This is a genomic window from Streptomyces nymphaeiformis (genome assembly GCF_014203895.1).
In the GTDB taxonomy this organism is placed as follows: Bacteria; Actinomycetota; Actinomycetes; order Streptomycetales; family Streptomycetaceae; genus Streptomyces; species Streptomyces nymphaeiformis.
This window is the reverse complement of sequence record NZ_JACHJY010000003.1, coordinates 1-19,679: the sequence shown is the minus strand read 5'-3', so window position 1 is coordinate 19,679 and position 19,679 is coordinate 1. Positions and strand designations below refer to the sequence as shown.

The window sequence follows — 19,679 nt, the reverse complement described above, 5'->3', positions numbered from 1 at the left end:
GTGAGTGGCCGAAACGCCGACGGAGGGTCTCCCGGGTCGGACGTCGACGACCCGGGCGGCCGTGACCCCGGCTCCGCCGGACCTCAGGCCCCCGCCAGTTCGGCGTTCGCGCGATCCGTGATGAGGGTCAGCACGCGGCCGGCGGCCGCGAGGTCCTCGGCGGGAATGCCCTCGTACAGCCGGGCGGCGATCTCGGCACTCTCGGCGGTGGTCGTCTCGTACACCTTCCGTCCGGCGTCCGTGAGCCGCAGCCGGGAGGCCTGCGCGGGGACCTGCTCCAGGAGTCGCGCGGCCGTCAGCTCGTCGATCACGCCGTGCACGACGGGCGCGTCGGTCTTGAGCGAGCCGATGACGTCGGTGACGAGCGCGTCCCGGTCGACGGAGTCGCCCGCGACCGCGACGACCCGGAGCGTGACGCTCTGCTCGAACGTGATTCCGTGGTGCGTCAGTATCCGCTCCAGGAGGGCGCGCGGGGCGTAGTGGGCCAGGGCGATGACGCGGCCGTTGACGGTGGGTGCGGTGGTGGTCATGACTGCTCCTCGTGATTCTCGGCGTTCTCGGCGTTCTCGGCGTGCGGATCGAGAGGTGCTTCGAGCAGGGTCGCGAGGTCGCGGGTGAACTGCCGTGCGCGCGGGCCCTTCCGTCCCCCGAGCGGCTCCAGCATCTGGTCCAGGAGGCCCTGGACCACCGTGATGGCGCGGCCCGTGACGTCGTGCCCCTGCTCGGTGAGCGTCAGTCGCATGGCGCGCGGGTCGTCGGGGTCCCGGGTGCGGGCGACGAGCCCGGCCGCCTCCAGCGCTCGGGCGAGCTTGGAGACGTACAGCGGTTCGAGCCCCGTGTGGTCGGCGAGCTGACGCTGGCTCGGCTGTCGGCCGGAGCGCGCCATGCCGTACAGGGACCCCATCAGTGCGTACTGGGCATGGGTCAGGCCCAGCGGTGCGACCGCCCGGTCGACGGCCACGCGCCACTTCATCGACAGGCGCCAGACCAGGAAACCGGCCGTGGCGTTCTCGTTCTCTGAACTCACGAGAAATACAGTACATGGCTACTATGTACATGGCTACTGTTTCTGGGCCGTGCCCGGCGAGCACCGCCGCCCCTCCCGGAAGGGGCGGCGGGCTACCGTCCCTTCGCGCTCAGCGCCACCAGGCCGTCCATCCCCATCACGTACACCTGGCCCCCGCCCGCCCAGAACGCGCGCGGCGGTCCGGTCTGCAGGGTCGTGCTGAACCGGTACCGCCAGCGGGCCTTGCCGTCCGCCGCGTCCAACGCCCACATCTGGCCCCCGGCGGCGAGGTAGAGGGTGTCGTCCGCGCTCTGGAGGACGGGCAGGCCGCCCTTCATGTCGGGGATCGTGCCCGCCCAGCGCACGGCGCCGGTCCGGGAGTCGAAGGCGTAGACGAGGATCGACAGCGCCGTGCGGGCGCGGGCGGCGGCGAAGACGGTCCGGCCGTCGGTACTCGCGACCACGGCCCTCAGGGCGACCTCGGGGGAGGTCCAGACGACGTGACCGTTCGCCGGGTCGACCGCGCGAAGGCGGTCGGTCACGTGGAGGAAGAGGCCGCCGGCCGAGGAGTGCGGGCCGTCGCTCCAGTGGTCGTAGCGGCCGCCGGACAGCCGCTCCATCGGATCGGTCGCGGCGCCCGGAGAGGGCTGTTCCCACGCGAACTTCCGCGTGCGGACGTCGATGGCCGCGATCTTCTGCGCGCTGCCGTCGGTGTTCTCGGTCGCCCAGAGCAGACGGGTGCCCGAGGACGGCACGAAGAGACGGCCCTGGGGGTACTTGACCTCCGGATCCGTGAGGATGCTCTTCCATCCCGTCCGCTTCGCCACGTCCACGGCCCAGATCATCGGGCCGGCGATGATCTGGAGGCCCTTCTTCGGGTCGATCACGCTCGCCCCGGCCGTGCCCGTGACGTACACCGTGCCGTCCAGCACACCCGTCACCCCCACACCCGTGGGGGACTTGTACGGGGCGGGGAGGGTCCAGGCCTCGGCGCCGGTGTCGAGGCGGATCGCCCGCAGCGCCTTGTCCAGCTCGCCGGCGCCCCTGCGGAGCACGGCGTACGCCATGCCGCCGCTCACGGCCGCGATGCTTCCCTCGATGGCCCCCGTCGCGCTGTCCGGCAGGTGGGCCACCGGGCCCCAGCGGCGTCGGCCCGCGGGATCGAAGGCCCAGACGTGCTTCGCGCTGAACGCGACGACCGTGCCGCCCTCGCCCGCGAGCTGGACCAGGGGCTCGGAGACGGGCGCGGTCCACAGCGGCTCGGCCTCGAACCCGTCGCCCAGCACCCGGTCCGGGTCCGTGCGGGCGGGGGCGGGAGCCTTCGCACCGGACGCAGGCTTCGGCTCCGGTGGATCGTCCTGCCCCAGCCACAGACCGAACCCGGTGCCGCCGCCCGCGAGCGCCACGGCCCCGCCCGCGAGCCCGAGCCGGAGGAACCGGCGCCGACCGGGGCCCGCCGGGCCGTCCCCTGCGGCCGGGGGCCCGTAAGGCGGCCCGTAAGGGGGCACATGCGCGGACCCGTACGGAGAGCCGTACGGGGACCCGTAGGGAGGTACGGAAGGCGGCGGTCCCGGCGGCAGCGGAGGCAGCGGCACGGTCGACGATCCGGCCGACGGCGGCGCCGGCGCGGGTACCGAGGGCGCCATGACCGCCGCCGCCCGTTCGATCGCGGCGATCAGCGCGGGCGGCAGCCACGCCTCGGAGGTACGCGGGGTCCCCGCCGTACGGACGATGTCGACGACCTGCCGAGGAGTGGGACGGTCGCCCGGGGCCTTCGCCAGACAGGCGGCGACCAGGAGCCGCAGCCCCTCGGGGACCGCCGACAGGTCCGGTTCCTCGTGCGCCACCCGCCGCAGCACCTCCTGCGGCTGCCCGGCGCCGCCCTCGCCGTCGAAGGGGCCCGCGCCGCCCGCGGCGAACACCAGGGTCGCGCCGAGCGAGAACACGTCGCTCGCCGGGGTGAGCGGCTGCCCGAAGGCCTGCTCGGGCGACATGTACGCGGGCGTGCCGAGGATCATCCCGGTGGCCGTGAGCGCCGTGCCGTCCGTGGCGCGCGCGATGCCGAAGTCGATGACGTGCGGCCCGTCCAGGGCGAGCAGCACATTGCCCGGCTTGAGGTCACGGTGGACCAGGCCCGCCCGGTGGACCGACTCCAGGGACTCGGCGACCCCGGCCGCGAGCGCCCGCAGCGCGGGCTCCGGGAGCGGTCCTTCGAGGGCCACGGCCCGGCCGAGCGAGACGCCGGGGACGTACGCGGTCGCCATCCACGGCACCGGGCCGTCGGGGTCCGCGTCGACCAGGGGCGCGGTGAACGCCCCGGAGGCGGCCCGGGCCGCCGTCACCTCGGCGCGGAACCGCGCCCGGAACCCCGGGTCGGCGGCGAGCTCCGGGCGGATCAGTTTCACCGCGACGGTCCGGCCGCCGGGCGATCTCCCCAGGTACACCGCGCCCATGCCGCCCTCGCCCAGGCGCCCCCGCAGGGAGTACGGGCCGATCGCGGGCGGATCGGTCGGCCGCAAGGGCTCCAGAGGGGACATGATCAGGCTCCGTTCGCGTCCAGTGCGGCGACGGTCGTCGCCCCGGTGTCGGAGATGCACAGCCGCCGGTCGCCGGCGGCCCAGGCGAGGTTCGCGGGCGCGATCCCCTTGAAGCCGCCGTACTTCCAGCGGGGCTTTCCGTTCGCCGCGTCGAAGGCCCACAGCATCCCGTCGGCCCCGATCCGGTACACGTTCCCGTCGGCGCACAGCAGCCGGGCGCCCGGGGCGGGCGAACCGGGGGCGTCGGCCGGGATCGGCCGGCGCCACCGGGCCTTGCCCGTGGCCGCGTCGAGGGCGACCAGGGAGAGACCGTCGTCCGCGTCCCGTACCAGGACGTACGCGACGGTGCCCCGCTCGTCGGTGGCGACGCCGTCGCCGAGCCGGGAGGCCCCGAGGACGTCCGGCACCGTCCACGCCCGCTCGCCGGTCGCCGCATCGAACGCGGTCAGGGTGCCGTGGTCGTCGACGACGAGGTAGTACGGTCCCGCGGCACCGGCCAGGGCCGCCCTGAACTCCTTCGACCAGGCCACCGTGCCCTTCGCGCCCACCGCGACGATCCGTTCGGTGTCGGCGTACAGCAGCCCGCCGCCGGACCGGGGAAGGCTCCAGAACACGGGCATGGCCCGCGCCTCGTGCAGCCAGGCGGTGCGGCGGCCGGCGAGGTCGAGCGCCCACACGTTCAGCTCGCCGACGGTGCTCTCGTCCCTGGTGAGGGGCAGGACGTAGGCGCGGCCGTCGCGGACGCCGGGGAAGCCGAGGGCACCGGCGGAGTCGTGCCCCGCCAGGGTCGCCGTCCAGGGATCCTTGCCGTCGGCCATGCGGACCGAGAGCACCGCCGCCTTCACTCCGGCGCGCGCCGCCGTCGGCGTCATTCCGGCGGAACCCGACACGTACAGCCGGTCGCCGTCCACGGCGGCGACCCGCAGGGCGTTGGCGCCCATCACGGAGAAGTACATGTCGTGGTCGGCGCTCTTCACCGTCCACGCCGTGCCGCCCCGGCGGTCGAGGCCGACCAGCTGCTCCAGGGTCACGCAGGCGACGATCCCGTTCCCGGGGAGCACCTGGACGGCGGCGGACGGAAGCTTCGTCTGCCAGGTGAGCTTCGCGTCGGGCACGCTGTCGGGCTCGGGGCGGGAGGGGCCCGGTGTGCTGCCGGAGGCCCCGCCGCCCCGGCCGTCGGCCGCCTCGGAGCCGCCGTGGTTCAGCGCCCATAACGTGCCGCCGCCGGCGAGGGCGAGCGCGCCGCCGGTCAGACCGAGGAGCAGCGTCCGCCGGCCCGGCGCCCGTCCGGGCGTCCGTCCCGGCGTCCGTCCGGGTTCCGCCGGGGGAGGGAGGAGGTCCTCGACCGGGCCGGTGAGCGGGAGCGTCGGGTCCGGCACGGGCTCCGGAGTGGGCTCCGGCTCGGGCGGTGCCGTGAGGACCGCCCGCAGCGCGAGGACGTCCGCCGCGACCTGACCGGGGAGCCAGCCGGCCAGGTCCGCGGGCCGGTCCGCACGGAGGCCGGGGCCGTAGCCGAGGCGCGGGTCGGGGGGACGGGTGAGTCCCTCGACGTACGCGATCACCTCGCGCGGGGACGGCCGTCGCTCCGGTTCCTTGGCCAGGCACCGTTCGATCAGGGGCCGTACGCTCGCGGGGACCGCCGACAGATCGGGTTCGGTGTGCACGACCCGGAAGAGGACCGCCGCGCTCGCGCCCTCCCCGAACGGGCTCTCCCCGCACGCGGCGAACGCGACCGTGGTCCCCAGCGAGAACACGTCGCTCGCCGGGGTGAGGTGCCGGCCCAGGGCCTGCTCGGGCGACATGTACGGCGCCGAGCCGATCACGGAACCGGTGGAGGTCAGGGCCGTGCCGTCGGTGGCGCGGGCGATGCCGAAGTCGATCACGTGCGGCCCGTCCAGGGCGAGCAGCACGTTCGCCGGCTTCAGGTCCCGGTGGATGACCTCCGCCGCGTGGATGCCCACGAGGGCCTCGGCGAGGCCGGCCGTGAGCATCCGCAGCGCGTCCTCGGGCAGCGGTCCGTGCGTTCCGACCGCGCGGTGCAGCGAGACCCCCACGACGAACGCCGTGGCCATCCAAGGCGCGCGGGCGTCCGGGTCGGCGTCCACGACCGGCGCGGTGAAGGCCCCCGACACCAGCCGGGCCGCCGCGACCTCGCGGCGGAACCGGTCCCGGAAGGCGTCGTCGACGGCGAGGTCGGGCCGCACCATCTTCACGGCGACCGTCCGTCCCCCGGACGACCGCCCCAGGTAGACCGCCCCCATGCCGCCCGTGCCGAGCCGCGCGACGAGCGCGTACGGTCCTGCCTCCCGCGGATCGTCCGCGCGGAGTCGCTCCATCGTGGCCCCTCTTCCTCGACGGCCCCACAGGTTACCGGCGCGGGAGGGGTCCGCGTCCCGGTCGTCGAACTGTTCGGACGCGGCCGACTCCGCGCTCGGGCAGGGGACTTGGGGCCCGAGGGCCGGGTCAGGAGGGGAGGGCGCCGAGCTGGCGCAGCTGGGTGAGGACGTCCACGACGCCCCGGACCTCGGCGATCTTGCCGTCCACGAAGCGGAGGACGAAGATCTCGCCGTAGGTGACGGGCCTCCCGGTGGGCGGCAGGCCCCGGTACTCGCCCAGGTGGGTGCCGGTCACCGTGTTCCGGGAGACGACCTTGTCCCCTTCCGCGACCGTCTCCTCGACGGTGACGCGGATGTCGGGGAACGCGCGCAGGAGCGCCGCCCACACCCGCTTCAGGGCCTCCGCACCCGTCCCGCCCATCGGTACGGGAGCGTGGAAGACCAGGTCCGGGGCGGTGAGCTCGTCGATGGCCCGCGCGACCCGGTCGGGGTCGCCGCTGTTCGTGGCGGAGTGGAACCGTTCGAGCACCGCGATGTTGCCCGCTGCCTCGGCTGCCGACATGGGTCTCTCCTTCTGCTCTGTGGACAGGACGTCTCGGCGGTACGACGGCACGGCGGCCGGGAACGTGACATCGCGCGGACCGGCGCCGGCCACATGGGACGGTTCTGTCCGGTTCGCCCGGTATTCCAGCATGTGGATCGGCGGTAAAGCGCGGGAAAAGTTGTCCCGGCCGGGCTGCGGTTCCCGCACGGAGCGTTTCGGCGGTCTTGACGCGTTCTTGGCGCCCCGGCGCCCCGATCCGGCGTGTCGGAACAACGGATTCCGCAGCTGGTGGGGCATTGACCTGCGGTTCTGCTCACGCTTCCATTCAGCCCGGGAGCCCACGGAACCACCTGATCATCAGCCGCCCCGGAGGCGATACCGCTCCCGCTCAGAATCACCGCACGCATCGATCGGAACCGCCTGATGACCGACACCCTCAGCGCACCGCACGCGTTGGCCCCTCAGACCGGCCCTGTGCCGCAGAAGCTCAAGCGTTCCATCGGTGTCGTGGGCGGCACATTGCTCACGCTGTCGTGCGTGACGCCCGCCTCCACCCTCTTCGTGGTCGTACCCGACCTGTTCGACGGAGTCGGCACGTACGCGGCCCTGACCATCGCGATCGGCTCGCTGCTCTGTATCGGCGTGGCGTTCTGCTACTCCGAGCTGGGCACCCTCATCCCGAGCGCGGGCGGCGAGTACGCCATCGTCTCCACCCTCTCGGGCCGCCTGGCGGGCTGGCTGGTGTTCGTCCTGTCCCTGCTGGTGGTGATGATCGTGCCACCGGTGATCGCCATGGGGACCGCCGACTACCTCGCGCCCCTGGTCCACATCCCCGCCCCGATCGCCGGCGCCGGCGTCATGCTCCTCGCGACCCTCGCGGGCCTCCTCGACCTGCGCGCCAACGCCTGGATCACCGGCATCTTCCTGGTCCTCGAAGTGGTCGCGGCGGGCATCGTCGCGATCCTCGGCTTCGCCCACTCCCAGCGGGGCGTCGGCTCCCTGCTCCACGGCGAGGTCGCGCACGCCGGCGGTTCGCACTCGCTCGTCACCGGCGCCATGGTGGTCTCCGGCCTTGCCATCGCCCTCTTCATCACCCAGGGCTTCTCGACGGCCGTCTACCTCTCCGAGGAGCTGGAGAACCCGCGCAAGTCCGTGGCCCGCACCGTGCTCGCCACCCTCGCCATCTCGACCGCCGTCATCCTGGTGCCCGTCGTCGCCATCACGCTCGGCGCCGGCGACCTGGAGACCCTCACCGGCGGCGACATCAGCGGCATGATCAACGCCTGGTCCAACTCCGCCGTCGGCACCTTCATCAGCCTCTGCGTCGCGCTCGCCATCATCAACGCCGGCATCGTCATGGTGATCCAGAACTCCCGCGTGCTGTTCGCCTCGGCCCGCGACAAGGCCTGGCCCGAGCCCGTCAACAACGCCCTCTCCCGCCTGGGCCGCTTCGGCTCCCCGTGGGTGGCCACCCTGGTCGTGGGCGTGCCGGGCGCGGCCCTCTGCTTCGTCAACCTCGACACCCTCTACGGCGTCACCGGCGTCTCCGTCACCGGCATGTACCTGCTGGTGGCCGTGGCGGCGCTGTTCAGCCGCCGGGGCGCGCACCGCGAGGTCGCGGCGTGGCGCATGCCGCTCTGGCCGGCCGTCCCGGTGGTCCTGATCGGCGTGCTCGCGTACGTCCTGTACATGCAGGACGCCGAGTACCTGCTGTGGACCGGCGGCATCACGGCGGTGGCCACCCTCTACTGGGTCCTGTACCTGAGGCCGCGCAAGGACACCCGCTGGCTGGTCAGCATCCCGGAGGACGAGCAGGTCTGACCCTGCCGGAACCATCCCCCCCCCGAGGGCCGGAGCGCTTCGTGCGCCCCGGCCCTCGGGCGTTCCGTCGTGTGGGCCGTTCGTGTCGCGCGCCGTACGGCACCGGGGGGACGATCACTCCGTACGGGGGGCGGACGGGAGCTCCCGCGTGTCGTGACGGGCGACGTGGGCTGCGGAAACGTATCTGTGCATGCATGACCGCTGACATGGAACACCTGTTGAACGTACGCCTGTGCGAGCGCTTCGGTGACGCGGCCGAGTGGGCCGAGGTCACCGCCTTGACCGCCTCCCACCTCCGGGTCGTCGTCTCGGCGCTCGGCCCCGAGGACGCCATGACCTTCCTGACGGCCGCGCGTCGCGCCCTGGACGAGGAGGAATCCCGGGCAGGAACGATTCATCTGGGCTTCGGCGCCCACCTCTGGACCCACCTCGAAGACGTCCCGATGGGCGCCTCGCCCCTGGCCAGGGCCTCGGCCTGGGACGCGATGCTGACCATGCACCGCCTCTCCGTCCTGGACCCGGAACCGGGCCTCGGCACACACCTCGACAGCGCCCTGGACGCTTGCCGCCTCCGCCTCGTACCGGCCGCTGCGGGGTTCTGAACGGGGGTACGCACGGGTGCGCGGGACCCGGACCCGCGCACCCGCGCCCCCAGGATCGACCAATCGCCCATCCTCTGATCGAAACTCGATCAATCGACGAGAACGCATTGACTCGATCACCGGCCGCACCTACTTTCTGGCCGCATCCGACCGCCAGAAAGGTTGTTGCGTCATGACCATCAGAGCTTTTCCCGGACGCCGTTCGGCAGGCCGCGGGCTTCTCGTCGCCGTCCTCGCGTTCGGCGGAACCGCCGCACTCCCGGGCCCGACCGCCGAGGCCGCGGGAAGCGTCACGTACGTGGACTGCTCACAGGCGACCGCCGGGGACGGCAGCCTCGCGGCGCCGTTCAACAGCATCGGACAGGCCAACGCCAGGACGTACGGCCCCGGTGACACCCTCGCCTTCGCCTCCGGGACCACCTGCACCGGCGCCCTCGCCCCCCAGGGCAGCGGCACCGCCACCGCACCCGTCCAGCTCACCGGTTACGGCTCCGGCGCCCTGCCCGTGATCGACGGCGGCGGCGCCCCGAACGCGGTCTCCCTCACCAACCAGGACCACTGGCGGATCAGCAACCTCAAGATCACCAACCCCGCCGCCTCCCTCGCCCGCCGCACGGGCCTGCGGATCTCCGCCACCGACGGCACGGCGCACCGGGGCTTCGACATCGGCGGCCTCGTCATCGACCGGGTGGCCGGCCAGACGAACAAGAACAGCCCGACCACCGAGGACTACGTCCAGTCCGCGGGCGTCGTCACGGGCGCGACCGGCACGAACTCCACCCTCAACGACGTCCACGTCCACGACAACCAGATCAGCGACACGGGCGGCGGCGGCCTCAAGATCCGCGTCGGCGCCATGGCCGTCAAGGGCACCGGAGTCCTGATAGAGAACAACACCCTGAAGGACGTCGGCGGCGACGGCATCATCGCCAGCTACGCCGAAGCACCCATGATCCAGTACAACAACGCCTCCGGCGTCGGCAACGGCGTCTACCCCTTCTCCGGCGGCAACTTCGCCGGCATCTGGGTGCTGGGCGACCACGACCCGACCATCCAGAAGAACGCCGTGTACGGCATCACGCGGATGTCCGTCGCCGACAGCCAGGCCTTCGACTGCGACTGGGGCAACACCGGCACCTGCACGATCCAGTACAACTTCAGCCGCGACAACATCGGCGGCTTCTTCCTCGACTGCGACGGCTGCGGCACCATCGGCGGCGCCCAGCAGGTCATCCGCTACAACATCTCCGAGAACGACTGCCGCATGAGCAGCGTCAGCGCCGGACGCTCGGCCCTGCACCTCTACAACAACGTCCTCTACTGCACGGACAGGAAGTTCAGCATCACGCTCCCCGACGAGAGCGTCGTCGAGAACAACATCTGGGTGGGTACCGCCGACTCCCGGCTGCCCACGGCGGCGGGGATCTCCTGGCTGTGGAACGTCTTCCAGGGCGTGCCCCGGCCGACCGCCAACGGCATCGTCGGCGACCCGCAGTTCGTGAACCCCGGCACCGGCGGCGACACCATCCACTCCGCCGACGGCTACAAGCTGCGCTCCACGTCCCCCGCCCTGAACAACGGCTCCGTCATCAGCGGCAACGGAGGCCGCGACTACTGGGCCAACCCGGTGAGCGCCACCACGAAGCCGCACCGCGGTGCGTACAACGGACCGGGTCTGTAGCCGTCCCGACGCCTCCCGAGGACGGGTGGGGTCCGTCCTCGGGCACGACTCACGGTGCCACGTGGTAGTACCGGGTGCAGGCCAGGACCATGCCGTCGTCGGCGATCGTGAACAGGTCGACGAAACGCAGGTCCTGCCCGTCCGTGCCCGGCACCACGCGGCGCCCCGTGGCGACCACACTGCGGTCCTGGCCGACGACCCGGTCGATCGCGTAGCGGGCCGTCGGCAGGGTGTGCCCGAAGTGGGTGTGCAGGACAGCCGCCCGGCCGTGGAACGGAGGCAGGCCCGGCAGTTCGAGGACCACCTCCTCGTGCAGCAGGGAGGCGCACGAGTCCAGGTCACCGGCGTCGAGGTAGTCGTAGACCAGGCGGACGTGGTCGATTCCCGCGGCGGTGACCAGGTCGGCCGGTCCCGGCAGCCCGGTGCTCGTGTCTTCTTGGCGGTTCAACGGCTGAGCCCCTTTCGCTCTCGGCCAGGATTCTGGGGGGAGCCGCCAACTCCACGTTATCCCCCCTCTATCTCCGACCGGGATCTTCACGGCATGGACAAGGCGGGGGTGGTTGTGGAGACTGTCCACACTTGGTCCTGAAGTGTCAACTCGTTTCTTTGGTGGGGGAATCGGTGACGGACGACATCGGGGACAGATCCCAGGAGCTCCCGGACCCGTCTCCCCTCGTCTTCCGGGTCCTGGGGCCGCTCCAGGTCCACGGCCCCGTCGGGCCGCTGCGGCTCCCTCCGGGCCGCCAGGAGGTGATCCTCGCGGCGCTGCTCCTCGAGGTGAACCGGGTGGTCAGCACCAACCATCTGGTGGACCTCATCTGGGAGGACAACCCGCCGGAGACCGCCCGCACCCAGGTCCAGATCTGCGTGTCGCGGCTGCGGAAGCTCCTCGCGGGCGCGGACGGAGAGGTCTCGATCACGACCCGCCCCCCGGGGTACGTCCTGCACACCGACGCCGGCAACGTGGACGCGGCGCTCTTCACCACCCTGGTCTTACGGGCCCGACGGCTGCGCGAACGCGGAGAACTCCACGAGGCCGTGCGGCTGTTGAGGGACGCCGTGACGCTCTGGCAGGGCGACTGCCTGTCCGGCCTCGACAGCGGCCCACTGGCCAACAAGGCACGCCAGCTCAACGAGGAACGCCTCACCGCCGTCGAACTCCGCATCCGACTGGAACTCGAACTCGGACGCTACGACGGTCTCGTGGGCGAACTGCAGAGGCTCGTCCACGAACACCCCCTCCGGGAGAAGCTGCGCGGTCAGCTCATCCAGGCGCTCTACTGGTCGGGACGACAGGCCGAGGCCCTGGAGGCCTTCCGCACCACGCGACGGTTCCTCGCCGAGGAACTCGGCCTGGAACCCAGCCGCGAGCTCAGGGAACTGGAGTCGGCGATCCTCGCCGGCCGACTGCCCGCGCCCGCCGCGCCCGCACCCGTACCCGCATCCGTACGCGTCCCGGCGGACAAGGCCGAGGAGCGGACGGCGGCACCGGAGGCGGAGGAGGAGCCCGAGCCGACGGCCCCGCCCGCCCCGGAGTCCGTACGCCAGGACGCCGTACCGCACCAGCTGCCCGCCGCCGTCGCCGACTTCGTCTCCGACGCCGGCCAGCTCGCCGCGCTCGAAGAGGCGCTCACCGGACGGCCCGGCCGCACCACCGTCGGGCTCGCCGCCATCACCGGCAAGCCCGGCACCGGCAAGTCGACCCTCGCCGTGCACGTCGCCCACATGCTCTCCGAGACCGGCTTCCCCGACGGTCAGCTCTACTGCGACCTGCGCGGCACGACCGGCACCCCGGCCACCCCCGAGGAGGTCCTCGGGCGGTTCCTGCGCGCCCTCGGCATCCCCGGCCAGCTCATCCCGGAATCCCTGGACGAGCGGGCAGAGATGTATCGCACCCGACTCGCCTCCCGCCGCGTCCTGGTCGTCCTCGACGACGCCTGCGGCGAAGGCCAGGTGCTGCCGCTGCTCCCCGGCAGCCGGGGCTGCGCCGTCCTCGTCACCGGCCGGGCACGCCTCACCGCCCTGCCCGGCGCGCACCGCGTGGAACTCGACGTGCTCGCCGAGGACCGCGCCCTCGAACTGCTCTCGCGGATCATCGGACGCGAGCGGGTCGCGGGCGAGGCCGCGGCAGCGGAGGCCCTGGTCCGCACGGTCGGACGCCTCCCGCTGGCCCTGCGGATCGTCGCCGCCCGCCTCGCGGCGCGCCCGCACTGGACCCTGGCGTCCATGGTGCAGCGGCTCGCCAACGAGCGGCACCGCCTCGACGAACTGACCCACGGCGAGATGACCATGCGCGCCAGCCTGTCCCTGACGTACGAGGGCCTGGCCCCGGACGACCGCCGGCTCCTTCGCCTCCTGAGCATGGCGCAGGCACCGACCCTGCCGAGCTGGCTGGCCGGTGCCCTGCTCGACGACCGCCGCCCCTTCCCCTCGGACCTGATGGAACCGCTGGTCGACGTGCAGATGCTGGACGTCGCCGGAGTGGATCGGACCGGCGGCTTCCGCTACCGCTTCCACGAGATCATCCGCGTGTACGCCCGGGAGCAGCTGGCGGCGCACCACACGCCCGAGGCACGGCAGGAGGCGCTCGCCCGGATGGCGGGCGGCTGGATGCACCTGGCCCAGCAGGCCCACCGCAAGGTGTACGGCGGCGACTTCACCGTCCTGCACGGCGACGCGCCCCGCTGGGAACCCCCGGACTCCTACACGGACGAGGTGCTCGCCGACCCGCTGGCCTGGCTCGACGCCGAACAGGCCTCCCTGTGCGGGATGGTCGAGCACACCGCCGACGCGGGCCTCCACGACCTCAGCTGGGACCTCGCGACCTCGCTCGTCACGCTGTTCGAGGTGCGCGGACACTACGACCTGTGGGAGCAGACCCATCTGAGCGCGCTGGCCGCCGTCCGCAAGGCGGGCAACCTGCGGGGCACCGCCGCGATACGGGCCTCGCTCGGCTCGCTCTACATGAGCCGCAACCAGTTCGACACGGCCCGGCAGTCCCTGACCTCGGCGCTCGACGTCTTCCAGGCACTCGACGAGCCCATGGGCGAGGCGCTCTGCCGCCGCGACATGGCGCTCATCGCGCGCACCAGCGGTGACGACTCCTCGGCCCTGGAGCTGTACCGGAGGTCCCTGGCCGACTTCGACCGGGCCGGCGACGTCGTCGGCCGCGCGATCGTCCTCACCCAGAGCGCCCACATCCGGATGCGGCAGGGCGAGACGGCGGAGGCACAGAGCCAGCTGGACGAGGCGCTCGACATCTACGAAGGGGTCGGTTACACGGGCGGCCGGGCGCGCACACTGCGGCGCGTCGGGCAACTGCTGCTCGAACAGGGCCGGAGCGACCTGGCGGTCCTGACCTTCACGGAAGTACTGGAGCTCTGCCGGGACTCCGGCGACGTCATCGGAGAAGGCCATCTGCTCCGCGACCTGGGACACGCCTTCGTCATCATGGGCCGTCCCGACCGGGCCCGGGACTTCTTCGACCGCGCGGTGACCGCGCGGGAGGGCGTCATGGATTTTAGCGGGGGCGCGCTGGCGCGCCTGGACCTCGCCCGTCTGCTCGACGCGGAGCCGGGGCGGTCGAGGGAGCTGCTCGTCCCGGCGGTCGAGGTGTTCCGCGAGCGGCGGATGGGGCGCGAACTCGCCGAGGCGGAAAGGCTGCTCGCGACCGGCTACTGAAGAGGGGGACCGGCCCGACGAGGGGGTCGGTCTGAGGAGAGGGCCGGCCTGAGGTGGGGGTCGGCCTGACGAGAGGGTCGGCCTGATGCGGCGGCCGGGCCCGACGGGGGTCAGTCCCAGGGGTTGTTGTCGCTGCTGCACGTGGTGATGGTGGCGCCGGTGGCGTCGACCACGGTCGTGCAGACCGGGGTGGTGCTCGTCGTGCTGCCCGTCGTCTCGTCGGCCCAGCTCGCCTGGACGCCCGCCCCGGTCAGGACCACGATCAGCGCGGCGGTCACGGCGGCGCGGACGGAGGTGCGGGCGGCGGTGGTGGAGAAGTACGACATCGGATCCTGCCTCTCGTTGGTGTGCGGCGTTTCCTTCTGACCACCAACTTAGGAACACGCGGATTCACGGCACCGCTCGCTGCCTTATCACCCCGCTATCACGGAACCGATCCCCGCCCGCACCGCTATCACGAGTGACCATGCCGCTATCGCCGGGCACCGGGGCCCGGGCATCTCCACGTCCGGAGGGACGGCGGCCGGTTAGTGCCGGGATGCCCCCTGAATAGTCGCGTCCGGACGATGGGTTCCAGCAGACGGCGAGGCGCAGCCCCCGGTCGGCGGCCCGATCGGGCCGCCGACCGGAGGACCGCCCCAACTCGACCAGCGGGAGCTTCTCATGACGACCAGTCTCTCCCCGGAGGACACCGTGACGGCCACCGCCGCACTCGGCACCCTCATACGCGGCCACCGGCTCCGCATCGGCCTCACCCAGCAGGAGCTCGCGGACCTCTCCACCATCAGCGTCCGCGCCATCCGCGACCTGGAGAAGGGCAAGGCGCAGCGTCCGAGAGCCGACACGATCCGGCTGATCGCCGACGGCCTCCGGCTCGGCCCCCGGGCCCGTGCGGCCCTGGAGGACGCGGTCCGACGGGGACACGGACACCGGGGCGGCGTCGGGACCGGCCACTTCGCCACCGAGCGGCCGGCCCCGCCCGTACCGCTGCACCCGCTGATCGAACGGGACGCCGAGTCCACCGTCCTCACGGAGGAACTGCGCTCCGGGGCCGAACGGCTGATCACCGTCGTCGGGCTGAGCGGCGTCGGCAAGACGAGAGTGGCCCTGGAAGCGGCGGCCCGACTGCACGACGCGGGTCTCCCGGTGCTGTGGCACACCGCCCCCGGCGCGGTCGCCGACTGCCTCCCGTCCTGCGACGGCCGGCCCGCCGCCCTCACCGCCGACTGCGCCGCCTTCCTGCACGGCGACGGCCACGCGGACGACCTCCTCCCCGAACTGGCCGGCGCGCTCGGCGACCGCGCGGCCCTCCTCGTCCTCGACGGCGTCGACACCGCGCTGCTCGACTTCCAGCGCCTCAGCCGGCTGCTGCGCGAGCTGCCCGGACTCCGCCTCCTCGTCACCGCCGACGAACCCTGGAACGTCCCCGGCGAACGCCTCTTCCTCCTCTCCCCGCTGGAGGCCCCGGACCCTTCCGAGGGCGTCCGCCCCGACGCGCCCGCCGCCCGGTTCTTCCTCAGCCGGCTCCGCCACGTCCGCCCCGACATCGTTCCCGACGAGCGGGTCCTCGCGGATGTCGCCTGGGTCAGCCACCGGCTCGACGGCCACCCCCTCGCGCTGGCCGCCGCGGCCTCCTGGCTCACCGTCTGCGACCTGACCACGCTGCGCGGCATCGTCGAGTCCGACCCGGCACCGCTGCTCGACCACCTGGCCGACGGCCGGTCCGGCTCCCGCCTCCGCGAGCGCGTCGCCCGCACGCTCGCCGCGCTCCCCGACGGCCACCGGGACCTGATCGGCGCGCTGTGCGCCGCGAGCGAGGACGTGTTCGTCCTGGAGGACGTCGTCCGGCTGACCGGCATGCCCCTGCCGCACTGCGGCCGCATGGTCCGCGACCTGCTGGTCAGTGGCGCGATCCGAGCCGGCTCGGACGGAGGCCGCTCGGCGTTCCGGGTACTGAGCGTGGTGCGGGCCCTCGCGGGGGACGTGAGCGCGGTGACGACGCCGTCCTCGTGACGGGCGGCACCGCGACCGCTGCCGCTCGACTGCCGATCCACCGCCGCACCGCTGGACCAACTGCCGATCCACCGCCGAACCGCTGGCGTACCGCCGGATCAACTGCCGCTCCCGGCCCCGGCCCACGGGTTGTATGGCGACTGCCCCGCCGCGCTCTCCCCTCGAAGAAGACCCCCTCCTCCGCCGTGACCTCCACAGGAGCCCCTCATGCCGTTCGACACGCCCGTCGCACCCGCTCCGGCTGCCGTCCGGTTGCCGCTCTCGGTGGCCCAGCGTGACATCTGGACGGCACACGCCCTCGACCCCACCGGCGTGAAGTACAACGTCGCCGAGTGCCGCGAGATCAACGGCCCCGTGGACCCGCAGCTGATGGCCGCCGCCTGGCGCCGGCTCGTCGAGGAGGCGGACTTCCTCCGCATCCGCCGCTTCGAGGACGACGGCGAGCAGGTGTGGCAGCTCGTCGACACCGACGCCGGCACGCGCAGCCTGCCCTTCACCGACGTGAGCGGCACCGACGACCCGGAGGGCGAGGCCTGGCGGATCGTCGACGCCCTGATCCGCGCCCCCTTCGACCTCACCGACCAGCCGCCGGTCCGCTGCGCGCTGATCAAGCTCGGCGAGGAGAGGTACTTCTACTTCTACGGGTTCCACCACCTGGTCGTCGACGGCGTGGGCGTCTCGATGGCGCTGGCGCGGCTGGTCGAGCTGTACGAGCAGGCCGTCGCGGGCGAGCCCTGGGGGCCCTCCCCGTTCGGGAGCCTGGCGGAGCTGCTCGCCGAGGACGCCGAGTACCGGCTTTCCGAGGAGGCCGCCGCCGGGCGCGCCGCCTGGCGCGAGCACCTCGCCGGTGCCCCGGACGCACCCGCCGGCCTCGTCCGGGGCACCGGCCGGGCGACGGCCGCGCACGGCGGACTGCCCTTCGCCCGCCGGAGCGTACGGGTGTCCCCGGCGGACGCCGACCGGCTCCGCTCGGTCGCACGCGGCGAGCGCGCCACCTGGTCCGTCCTCCTCGTGGCCCTCTTCTCGGTCTACCTGCACCGCGTCACCGGACGCACGGAGCTGATGATCGCCCTGCCGGTGACCGGCAGGACCTCCAAGCTCGCCCGCAGCACCCCGGGCATGTCGTCGAACGTGGTCCCGCTGAGGATCCGGGTCCGGCCCGAGGACTCCCTCGGCGCACTCGTCCGCTCGGTGGGAGCCGAGGTCAAGCACGGTCTGCGCCACCAGCTGACCCGGTACGAGGACCTGTGCCGCGACGCCGGCGTCATCGACGACGCCCGCAGGCTGGCCACCCCCGTCCTCAACATCATGGGCTTCCACGGGGAGCTCACCGTGTGCGGCCACCCGACGGTCAACCACAACGTGAGCAACGGCCCCGTCGACGACCTCAGCGTCGCCGTGCTCGACCTGGGCGCCGCGAACGGCCTGCGCATCGACTTCGACACCCCCGTCGACGGCGTCGACGTGACGGCCGTGGCCGCCCACCAGGACCGGTTCGCCGCCTTCCTCTCCTCCGTCCTCGCCACGGAGCGACCGGGCGATCACAGGGTCGCCGACCTCGACGTCCTGTCGGCGACGGAGCGCGAGCTCCTCACGGGCGAGTGGGCCGGGCCCGTGGCCGACGCCGTCCACACGACCCTCGTGGAGCGGTTCGAGGAGCAGGCGGAACGCTTCCCCGACGGGGTCGCCCTCATCGACGAGACGGGAGAGGTCACGTACGCGGAACTCAACGCCGCCGCCAACCGCTGGGCCCGCCACCTCCGCTCCCGCGGCCTCGGACGCGGCGACATGGCCGGCATCCTCTTCGAACGCGGCACCCGCTTCGCCACCGCCCTGCTCGCCGTCCTCAAGACCGGCGCCGCCCACGTCCTCCTGGACCCGGACTTCCCCGACGACCGACTGCGCTCGGCGGCCACCGACGCCGGAATCAGCCACCTCGTCACCCGCCCGATGCTCGCCGAGCGCGTCGACGGACCCTGGCAGACCCACACCGAGGCCCCGGGCGAACTCCTGGCCCACAACCCCGGCAACCTCGGCCTGCCGCTCGGCCCCGACGACCCCGCCTGCCTCATGTTCACCTCGGGCTCGACCGGCCGGCCGAAGGCCATCCTGTCCTCCCACCGCAACCTGGTGGCGACCCTCATCGGCCAGCCCTACCTGCCGGTGGGACCGGAGCAGGTGTACCTCCAGTGCTCGCCGGTGTCCTGGGACGCGTTCAGCCTGGAGTTCTGGGGCGCTCTCCTCCACGGCGGCACGGCGGTCCTCCAGCCGGGACAGAAACCCGAACCCGCCCTCGTGACCGACCTCGCACGCCGCCACCGCGTCACGACGCTCCTGCTCTCGGCGACCCTCTTCAACTACCTCACCGACGAGCACCCCGAGGCCTTCGAGACCGTCACCACCGCCTTCACGGTCGGCGAGGCGGCCTCCCCGGCGCACGTCCACAAGCTCCAGCAGCTCAGGCCCGGCATCACCGTCCTCAACGGCTACGGACCGGCCGAGGTCATGATCTACGCCACCACCCACACCGTCGAGCCCGGGGACGAGCCCCACGCGGTGATCCCGATCGGCACCCCGCTCGTCAACAAGCCGGCGTACGTCCTGGACGCACAGCTCGACCTGTGCCCGCCGGGCGTGACGGGCGAGCTGTACGTGGCGGGCGAAGGCCTCGCCCACGGCTACCTGGGCCGACCGGACCTGACCGCCACCCGCTTCGTGCCCGACCCCTTCGGCCCCGCGGGCGGCCGGCTCTACCGGACGGGCGACCTGGCCCGCTTCGACCGGGACGGACGCCTCCTGTACGAGGGCCGGGCGGACGACCAGATCAAGATCCTCGGCTTCCGCATCGAACCCGGCGAGACCGAGGCCGCGCTCCTGACGCATCCCCGGGTCACCCAGGCCGTCGTCACCGTCCACGAGAAGCGCCTGGCCGCCTACATCGTCGTCACGGACGGAGACGCCGATCCCGAGGACATCCGCCGGCACGTCGCCGACCGGCTCCCCGAGCACCTCGTCCCCACGTACCTGACCACGCTCGACCGCCTGCCCGTCACACCCAACGGAAAGATCGACAAGCGGGCCCTTCCCACGCCGACGAAGGCGCTGACCACGGCCCGCGCCCCGCGCGACGAGACCGAGGAGATCCTCGCCGCGCTGTTCGCCGGAACCCTGGACACGACCGCCCACGTGGGCATCGACGACAGCTTCTTCGCCCTCGGCGGCCACTCGCTGCTCGCAGCTCGGCTGACGAACCACATCGCCGAGGCCTTCGGCGTACGGCTGACGATCAAGGACGTGTTCGGGCACCCGACCGTGGCGGGACTCGCGGAGCTGCTCGCCGAGCAGAGCGGGGTACGGGCCGTCCCGCCGCTCGTCGCGGGGGAGGGGGACGGTGAACTGGCTCCGGCCTCGTTCGCCCAGCGGCGACTGTGGCTGCTCGCGGAGCTGGAGGGGGACAG

General features: G+C 72.9%; 13 protein-coding genes. 6 read left to right on the top strand and 7 right to left on the bottom strand.

Going from position 1 to position 19,679, the window contains the following annotated elements:
* Positions 1-83: 83 nt before the first annotated feature.
* The 5 genes from GGE06_RS10335 to GGE06_RS10315 form a co-directional block, all read right to left on the bottom strand.
* Complete coding sequence (locus GGE06_RS10335) at positions 84-530, bottom strand: MarR family winged helix-turn-helix transcriptional regulator (RefSeq protein WP_184930652.1); 447 nt, start codon at positions 528-530, stop codon at positions 84-86.
* Positions 527-1,027, bottom strand: a complete 501-nt coding sequence (locus GGE06_RS10330) for a MarR family winged helix-turn-helix transcriptional regulator (protein ID WP_312883089.1) — start codon at positions 1,025-1,027, stop codon at positions 527-529. Before GGE06_RS10330 ends, GGE06_RS10335 begins: the two co-directional genes overlap by 4 nt.
* 92 nt (positions 1,028-1,119) lie before the next feature.
* The gene (locus GGE06_RS10325; RefSeq protein ID WP_184930651.1) at positions 1,120-3,543 is read right to left on the bottom strand and encodes a protein kinase domain-containing protein; all 2,424 of its coding nucleotides are present in this window, start codon (positions 3,541-3,543) and stop codon (positions 1,120-1,122) included.
* 2 nt (positions 3,544-3,545) lie between these two features.
* Positions 3,546-5,879 carry a serine/threonine-protein kinase gene (locus tag GGE06_RS10320; RefSeq protein ID WP_184930650.1) on the bottom strand — a complete coding sequence of 778 codons (2,334 nt, stop codon included), beginning with the start codon at positions 5,877-5,879 and terminating at the stop codon, positions 3,546-3,548.
* 127 nt (positions 5,880-6,006) lie between these two features.
* Positions 6,007-6,441: an ester cyclase gene (locus GGE06_RS10315; RefSeq protein WP_184930649.1), complete on the bottom strand. Its 435-nt coding sequence runs from the start codon at positions 6,439-6,441 to the stop codon at positions 6,007-6,009.
* A 405-nt stretch (positions 6,442-6,846) separates the two neighbouring features.
* Here GGE06_RS10315 and GGE06_RS10310 point away from each other — a divergent pair, with 405 nt between their 5' ends.
* From GGE06_RS10310 to GGE06_RS10300, 3 genes are all read left to right on the top strand, one after another.
* A complete protein-coding gene (locus GGE06_RS10310; RefSeq protein WP_184930648.1) occupies positions 6,847-8,244 on the top strand; it encodes an APC family permease in 1,398 nt (465 codons plus the stop codon).
* Between the two features lie 194 nt (positions 8,245-8,438).
* On the top strand, positions 8,439-8,846 hold the full coding sequence (locus GGE06_RS10305) for a hypothetical protein (protein ID WP_147321124.1): 408 nt from the start codon (positions 8,439-8,441) through the stop codon (positions 8,844-8,846).
* Positions 8,847-9,018: 172 nt separating this feature from the next.
* The gene (locus tag GGE06_RS10300; protein WP_116163270.1) at positions 9,019-10,527 is read left to right on the top strand and encodes a right-handed parallel beta-helix repeat-containing protein; all 1,509 of its coding nucleotides are present in this window, start codon (positions 9,019-9,021) and stop codon (positions 10,525-10,527) included.
* A gap of 49 nt (positions 10,528-10,576) precedes the next feature.
* Here GGE06_RS10300 and GGE06_RS10295 read toward each other — a convergent pair whose 3' ends face one another.
* Positions 10,577-10,975, bottom strand: a complete 399-nt coding sequence (locus GGE06_RS10295; RefSeq protein WP_116163272.1) for a nuclear transport factor 2 family protein — start codon at positions 10,973-10,975, stop codon at positions 10,577-10,579.
* A gap of 185 nt (positions 10,976-11,160) precedes the next feature.
* Between GGE06_RS10295 and GGE06_RS10290 the strand changes: the two genes are divergently transcribed.
* The gene (locus GGE06_RS10290; RefSeq protein WP_184930961.1) at positions 11,161-14,208 is read left to right on the top strand and encodes an AfsR/SARP family transcriptional regulator; all 3,048 of its coding nucleotides are present in this window, start codon (positions 11,161-11,163) and stop codon (positions 14,206-14,208) included.
* Between the two features lie 110 nt (positions 14,209-14,318).
* Here GGE06_RS10290 and GGE06_RS10285 read toward each other — a convergent pair whose 3' ends face one another.
* Positions 14,319-14,534, bottom strand: a complete 216-nt coding sequence (locus tag GGE06_RS10285; RefSeq protein ID WP_116163274.1) for a hypothetical protein — start codon at positions 14,532-14,534, stop codon at positions 14,319-14,321.
* A gap of 337 nt (positions 14,535-14,871) precedes the next feature.
* Here GGE06_RS10285 and GGE06_RS10280 point away from each other — a divergent pair, with 337 nt between their 5' ends.
* Entirely contained in the window at positions 14,872-16,221 is a 1,350-nt protein-coding gene (locus GGE06_RS10280) for a helix-turn-helix domain-containing protein (RefSeq protein ID WP_184930647.1), read from the top strand.
* Positions 16,222-16,428: 207 nt separating this feature from the next.
* Positions 16,429-19,679, top strand: a 3,251-nt coding sequence (locus tag GGE06_RS10275; RefSeq protein ID WP_184930646.1) for a non-ribosomal peptide synthetase, incomplete at its 3' end; no start/stop codon positions are given.

Bases quoted from the DNA above. Each gene is read 5' to 3' on its own strand.
- GGE06_RS10335 (WP_184930652.1), bottom strand. From the start codon at position 530: ATGACCACCACCGCACCCACCGTCAACGGCCGCGTCATCGCCCTGGCC.
- GGE06_RS10325 (WP_184930651.1), bottom strand. From the start codon at position 3,543: ATGTCCCCTCTGGAGCCCTTGCGGCCGACCGATCCGCCCGCGATCGGC.
- GGE06_RS10320 (WP_184930650.1), bottom strand. From the start codon at position 5,879: ATGGAGCGACTCCGCGCGGACGATCCGCGGGAGGCAGGACCGTACGCG.
- GGE06_RS10315 (WP_184930649.1), bottom strand. From the start codon at position 6,441: ATGTCGGCAGCCGAGGCAGCGGGCAACATCGCGGTGCTCGAACGGTTC.
- GGE06_RS10310 (WP_184930648.1), top strand. From the start codon at position 6,847: ATGACCGACACCCTCAGCGCACCGCACGCGTTGGCCCCTCAGACCGGC.
- GGE06_RS10305 (WP_147321124.1), top strand. From the start codon at position 8,439: ATGACCGCTGACATGGAACACCTGTTGAACGTACGCCTGTGCGAGCGC.
- GGE06_RS10300 (WP_116163270.1), top strand. From the start codon at position 9,019: ATGACCATCAGAGCTTTTCCCGGACGCCGTTCGGCAGGCCGCGGGCTT.
- GGE06_RS10285 (WP_116163274.1), bottom strand. From the start codon at position 14,534: ATGTCGTACTTCTCCACCACCGCCGCCCGCACCTCCGTCCGCGCCGCC.
- GGE06_RS10280 (WP_184930647.1), top strand. From the start codon at position 14,872: ATGACGACCAGTCTCTCCCCGGAGGACACCGTGACGGCCACCGCCGCA.